The following is a 5,980-nucleotide window of genomic DNA, read 5'->3' on the forward strand; positions in this document are numbered from 1 at the left end:
TGATCCTGCGTGGAAAATATATTACATGAGCTCCAGGTTACATCTGCTCCCAGTTCTACCAAAGTTTCGATAAGAACTGCAGTCTGGATCGTCATATGTAAACAACCCGCAATTCTGGCACCTTTTAAAGGCTTGGATTCCCCAAACTCTTTACGCAATGCCATAAGTCCCGGCATTTCAGCTTCAGCAAGTTCAATTTCAAGGCGGCCATATTCGGCAAGCTCAATATCTTTGACTTTATAGGCGGTATACGGTACTGTTTTAGTTGACATATTATTATATTTGAATATTAGCAATTTTAATGTCGCAAAAATAAGGAAAAGCTTAGAAAATATATGCCTCTTTATAAAACAATAACAGTTGATGAACGTACTAAAGTCTTCATTTGGAAGGTAGAAGAGTCTTTTGATTGGCTCGCAAACGGGATCGATCTTACAGCACATTGTCAAAAAAGAGTAGACGGTATGAAATCTGAAATTCACCGTCGTGGATTCATGAGCATTAGACATTTGATGGCCGAGGCAGGGTATACAGATCATGATCTTTATTATGACGACATAGGGAAACCACATCTTCGTGATGACAGGTATATTTCCATTACTCATTCGTTCAATTTCACCGCGATCATTATTAGTAATCGCGATGTAGGGATTGATATTGAAAAGCAACGGGAAAAGATTCTAAAGATCGCTAACAAATTTACTCCGCTTAACGAGTATCATACCTTGGCGAATGAAGACGCTTTGATACGGAAGCTTACCATAGTCTGGGGTGCCAAGGAATCTGTTTACAAATTGATCGCTCGCCCTGGAGTTGGTTTTTTGCAGCATATCAATGTGACCGACTTTGATTTTGACGATTCGAAAACTACTGCGCACGTAAGATATCATGAACTGGATTCCTGGTATGATATCGATTTCCTCGAATTTGAGAATTTCACCTGTGTTTATGCCCTTTCTTCTACCGGAAACAATAAGTAATGCCCGAAGTACTCAGTTATTTGCAGGATATACAGCAAGCTTTTGTAGAGAATAGAAAGTTACTTGCGATCCTGATAGATCCAGATAAATTTGATGAGCAACAGGTTGATGTTTTTTTTCAAAACCTGCCCTGCGAAGCGACCCATATTTTAGTTGGTGGCAGTACGGTAGAATACGGGAGAACCTGTGCAGTAGTCTCAGCGATCAAGTTGGTAAGCACGCTTCCGGTGATACTTTTTCCTGGCGATTCTTCTCAGATTTCTTCGGAAGCAGATGCGTTGCTTTTTCTAAGCTTGATCTCGGGGAGAAATCCTGAATTTCTAATCGAACAACAGGTGCGATCTGTGGAGAAGATCAAAAGTTCAGATCTTGAAGTAATTCCTACTGGTTATATTCTCATTGATGGTGGAAGGGAAACTTCAGTTCAAAAAGTAAGTAAAACCATTCCTATCAATCAGAAGGATTTAAAGCTTGTTGTAAATACCGCGCTGGCAGGGAAATATTTGGGAAAACAATTGATTTATCTGGAAGCAGGAAGTGGCGCAGAATACCCGGTTTCTTCGGAAATAATCGAGGCGGTGTCTTCAACTCTCGAAATCCCCCTAATTGTTGGTGGAGGCATTCGTACGCAGCAGCAAATGCACAATGCCTACAAATCTGGTGCGACAATGGTGGTCATGGGAACTGCTTTTGAAAAATAGTCTTTCGTTTTTGAATTAATGAAACTTCGGAAAATATTGATTGTTTCAGTATTTTATTTCTTCTGAAGCACACTTCGACAAGCTCAGTGCAACAAGTTGTTTCAGATTTACTAGTATCTAAGTTTGTATTAATGTACCGGGTTTGATTTATCATTTATTCTGAAGATCGCACTTCGACAGGCTCAGTGCAACAGCTTATTTCAGGTTCTATCTTATCTAAGATTGTATTATTTCAAATTATAGCTGTTAATGAAAGCCTCACTTCGACAGGCTCAGTGCAACTACGATGACACCTTTTTATTGAAGATGATTATTCTAGCCGATTGACTAAAGCCCTGTGTTGATCAAATTTAAGCTGCCAACCATTCAGTAAACTTCAGATAATAGCTAACTTTGGAATACAAACCGCTATTATGAACATTTCAGTAGAACTTACGCTAACCCCAATTCAGGATGATTACGAACCGGCGATCATCAATTTCATCAAAAAAATGCGTGAATCCGGACTCACCGTAAAAGAAAACCCTCTAAGTACTCAGGTATATGGTGATTATGATGAGGTTATGGGTCTGCTCAATAAAGAGATCAAAAATGCCTTTGAAGCGATAGACCGTGGACTCATGTACGTGAAAATTGTAAAATCTGATCGCTCCGAGTATGCAGCCGATTTTTGATTACCTGTTTAGTCAGTATTCAGATTATCCTACGCTTTTTATAATTCTGGAGATCATTGCCGTGATCTTTGGTTTTCTATCTGTCTGGTATTCCAAGCAAAATAATATCCTGGTTTATCCAACCGGTATCGTAAGCACGATGATCTTCGTATACCTACTCTGGCAATGGGAATTGCTTGGGGATATGATGATCAATGCCTATTATTTTTCTATGAGCATTTATGGCTGGTATGTATGGACGAGGAAAGTAGATGATGATCACTTTACGCCAATTACTTCTACCACCAGAAAAGAAAAGATACTTTCGGTAGTAATTTTTACAGGAACACTGCTCTTTGTTTTCGGGATCTATGAATGGTTCGATAAATGGAATAACTGGACGGCTTACGTAGATACGATCACAACCGCGATATTCTTCGTGGGAATGTGGCTTATGGCGAGAAAGAAAATCGAAAACTGGATCTACTGGATCATTGGAGATATTATTTCTGTACCGCTGTACTTTTATAAAGGGCTAACTTTAACCAGCTTACAATATCTTTTATTTACCATAATTGCCATTTACGGTTATCTAGCATGGAAGAAAAACTTGCGCAACGACCTTCGTCCTGCCTGAAAATAGTCCTGTTCGGCCCAGAATCTACTGGAAAAACTACGCTTTCAGAAGATCTGTCTAAATACTATTCAGAACCGCTGGTGCCAGAATTTATGCGGAAATATCTTCAGAAGGTATGGGATCTCGAACGTAGAATTTGCGAGCCTCAGGATATATTACCTATCGCCCGTGGACAGATGCAACTGGAAAATGAGAAGTCAGGACAGGCAGACAGGCTATTAATATGTGATACCGATCTACTGGAGATAAAGGTCTATTCTGAAGCTTACTATGATAATTTCGTAGATCCTCAACTTCTTAAACATGCGTTAAACAACGAATACGCTCTCTACTTTTTAACGTATATTGATGTTCCGTGGACGCCAGATGATCTAAGGGATAAACCTCACGACCGTGAGGGAATGTTTCAGAGATTTCAGCAAACGCTCGATGAATATCAAAAACCTTATATGATTCTGAAAGGTGATCGGCAAACCCGATTAAATTCCGCAGTGAAAAAAATTGACCAACTATTAAAAACTCATAACCAGTGAATTTTAGCGAAAAAGATAATCTTCAGATCAAGGAAAAAGGAATTAGTAACGAAGAAGTAGAAGACCAGATAGCCATTTTTAAACGTGGTAACCTTAAGGTGAATATAACTGAAGCTGCTACGGTAGGAAAAGGAATTAGCAGGATAGAAGCGACTGAAAAGCACGAATTGATAAATTTTTACAATTCAGAAAAATCTAGTTACAGTATTCTCAAGTTCGTGCCGGCATCTGGTGCAGCTTCCAGAATGTTCAAGGCTTTACATAATTTTTCCGAAGAATTCGATCCGGAAAATGATGAGCTAAGAGACTATCTTGATAAAAAAGCTGATGCAGATCTTCAAAGATTTTTTGATCACGTAGATAAATTGCCTTTCTATAAACATGCGGTGAACAAAGCTAAAAAGAGCCATCCAGACTATGAGGATCTTTCACATGATCATCAGCATTCCATTCTGGTACACACGATCCTGGATCAAGATGGTCTCTATCTCAGCAATCTCCCAAAAGGCCTCGTTCCATTTCATAAATATGACACTCATATTTCCACTGCTTTTGAAGAACATTTATTCGAAGCCGCAAAGTACATTACTGTAGATGGAGTTGCCAGAGTTCATTTTACGGTAGCTGAAGGAGATCGCGAAAAGTTTGAAACTGAGTGGAATGATGTTAGGGAACGTGTAGAGAAATCTACAGGGGTAAAATTCGAGATCCACTATTCTTACCAGGATCCAAAAACAGATACCATTGCGGTTACTGGCGAATTTGAACCATTTAGAACAGAGGAGGACACCTTGTTTTTTAGACCCGGAGGTCATGGCGCGCTTATCGAAAACATGAATCAGTTAGATGCCGATATCGTATTTGTAAAAAATATCGACAATGTGGTTACTGAAGATAAAGTTCAGCAGGTAGCCGATCATAAGAAATTACTGGGAGGAAAACTGCTGAAGGTCCAGACTAAAGTATATGAGTACCTTGAAACCCTGGACAAAGGAAATGTGTCGCATGAAAAACTGGATGAGATCCAGACATTTCTGAACGATGAATTATTCGTAAAATCTGGTAGTGACGGCGATATGTTCGTGGAAAACCTGAAGCACAAACTTCGTAGACCTTTGCGTGTTTGCGGGATGGTAAAGAACGAAGGTGAACCAGGCGGAGGTCCTTTTCTTGTGAAAGACAGCGACGGCAATACTTCTCTACAAATAATTGAAGGAGCACAGATCGATAATAATAATCCGGAACAGGCTAAAACAGCGCGTGAGGCAACACATTTTAATCCGGTGGATATCGTTTGCGGACTCAAAGACCACAAGGGAGAAGCTTATGATCTTAATGAGTATGTAGATGAAGACATGAGTTTTATTGCAGACAAAACAAAAGATGGTAAGGAGTTGAAGGCTTTAGAGAGACCTGGTTTATGGAATGGAGGAATGGCACGCTGGAATACGATCTTTGTAGAAGTTCCCGTGGAAACCTTTAATCCTGTAAAAACTGTTTCAGATCTGCTGAAGGATTCGCATCAACCAGCTTAATGGATCAACATCAAATTGAAACAGAGCTTGAGTTTAAAGCTGTAAGAAGTTCAGGTCCCGGTGGGCAACATGCCAATAAAACCTCTACAAAAGTCGAACTTAGTTTTCATGTGGAGAATTCTAACGGACTTTCAGAAGCCGAAAAAGGCAGAATCCAAAGGAAGCTTGAGAATAGGATCAACCGCGAGGGATTTTTGAAGATGTCGAGTGAAGATTCCCGGAGTCAGCATTCCAATCGAGAGATCGTCATTCATAATTTTCTGGAACTAATAAAATCTGCACTTAAAAGACAGAAACCTCGAAAGAAAACAAAACCATCCCGGGCTTCAAAACTGAAAAGATTACACTCTAAAAAGAAAAGATCGGAGATCAAAGCAAATAGAAGAGATCCGTTGAAGTAATCTGGGTATTAATTCCTCAGTTTTTATGTAGATTCCACGTTTATTCTGCGCATGGTATTTTGATGTTAGAGACTCAAATTATTATATACCCTTGTATTACTGGGGTTTAAGGGAAGAGAGTAGAGATTTGGAGTTTTGGTATAATTATTACTAATGAGTAGATAGGTTAGTATTGGGAACAAAATGAGTTACACTTAATTTATTTTGTTTTATAATTTAGATTTTCGGATTGAAAGGGCTCCCTCGGGAGCTCTTTCTGTTTTTTAATAATTTCTGAAATGGTTGATTCCAGTTTTCCACACCTCATTCATAAACATCACAGAATATCTACATAATTATATGTGAAAGTTCATTCATGTCGTTATGCACTAACCTGATATACAGAAGCTTAAACACATTCTGCTGAGTTTGGTATGATTTTGACTCTATTCTCTACATAACCACAAAACAATCATTATGAAAAAGTTTATTTTAAGTACAGCGACCCTTGCAGCTTTATTTTTTACTACAGGAAATCTCCATGCACAGGATGAAGAGATA

General features: G+C 38.9%; 8 protein-coding genes. 7 read left to right on the plus strand and 1 reads right to left on the minus strand.

Annotated features, from left to right (window positions below; all coding sequences use genetic code 11):
- A partial coding sequence (locus ACNKXS_RS05665; protein ID WP_417920002.1) for an adenosylhomocysteinase occupies window positions 1–272 on the minus strand: 272 nt, incomplete at its 3' end.
- 63 nt (window positions 273–335) lie between these two features.
- Here ACNKXS_RS05665 and ACNKXS_RS05670 point away from each other — a divergent pair.
- The 7 genes from ACNKXS_RS05670 (at window position 336) to arfB (ending at window position 5,440) form a co-directional block, all read left to right on the plus strand.
- On the plus strand, window positions 336–980 hold the full coding sequence (locus ACNKXS_RS05670) for a 4'-phosphopantetheinyl transferase family protein (protein ID WP_417920003.1): 645 nt from the start codon (window positions 336–338) through the stop codon (window positions 978–980).
- On the plus strand, window positions 980–1,681 hold the full coding sequence (locus ACNKXS_RS05675) for a phosphoglycerol geranylgeranyltransferase (protein WP_417920004.1): 702 nt from the start codon (window positions 980–982) through the stop codon (window positions 1,679–1,681). The genes ACNKXS_RS05670 and ACNKXS_RS05675 overlap by 1 nt, the downstream gene beginning before the upstream one ends.
- A gap of 413 nt (window positions 1,682–2,094) precedes the next feature.
- Window positions 2,095–2,355, plus strand: coding sequence for a YkoF family thiamine/hydroxymethylpyrimidine-binding protein (locus tag ACNKXS_RS05680; RefSeq protein WP_141876620.1), 261 nt, complete (start codon window positions 2,095–2,097; stop codon window positions 2,353–2,355).
- Window positions 2,339–2,971: a nicotinamide riboside transporter PnuC gene (gene pnuC, locus ACNKXS_RS05685; RefSeq protein WP_295178707.1), complete on the plus strand. Its 633-nt coding sequence runs from the start codon at window positions 2,339–2,341 to the stop codon at window positions 2,969–2,971. Before ACNKXS_RS05680 ends, pnuC begins: the two co-directional genes overlap by 17 nt.
- Window positions 2,932–3,504 (plus strand): AAA family ATPase, encoded by a 573-nt coding sequence (locus ACNKXS_RS05690; RefSeq protein WP_417920005.1) that lies wholly within the window; start codon window positions 2,932–2,934, stop codon window positions 3,502–3,504. Before pnuC ends, ACNKXS_RS05690 begins: the two co-directional genes overlap by 40 nt.
- A complete protein-coding gene (locus tag ACNKXS_RS05695; protein ID WP_417920006.1) occupies window positions 3,501–5,039 on the plus strand; it encodes a DUF4301 family protein in 1,539 nt (512 codons plus the stop codon). The genes ACNKXS_RS05690 and ACNKXS_RS05695 overlap by 4 nt, the downstream gene beginning before the upstream one ends.
- Window positions 5,039–5,440 (plus strand): alternative ribosome rescue aminoacyl-tRNA hydrolase ArfB, encoded by a 402-nt coding sequence (gene arfB, locus ACNKXS_RS05700; protein ID WP_417920007.1) that lies wholly within the window; start codon window positions 5,039–5,041, stop codon window positions 5,438–5,440. Before ACNKXS_RS05695 ends, arfB begins: the two co-directional genes overlap by 1 nt.
- Window positions 5,441–5,980 lie beyond the last annotated feature (540 nt).

It is taken from the genome of Christiangramia marina (assembly GCF_048285865.1).
GTDB classification, from domain to species: domain Bacteria; phylum Bacteroidota; class Bacteroidia; order Flavobacteriales; family Flavobacteriaceae; genus Christiangramia; species Christiangramia marina.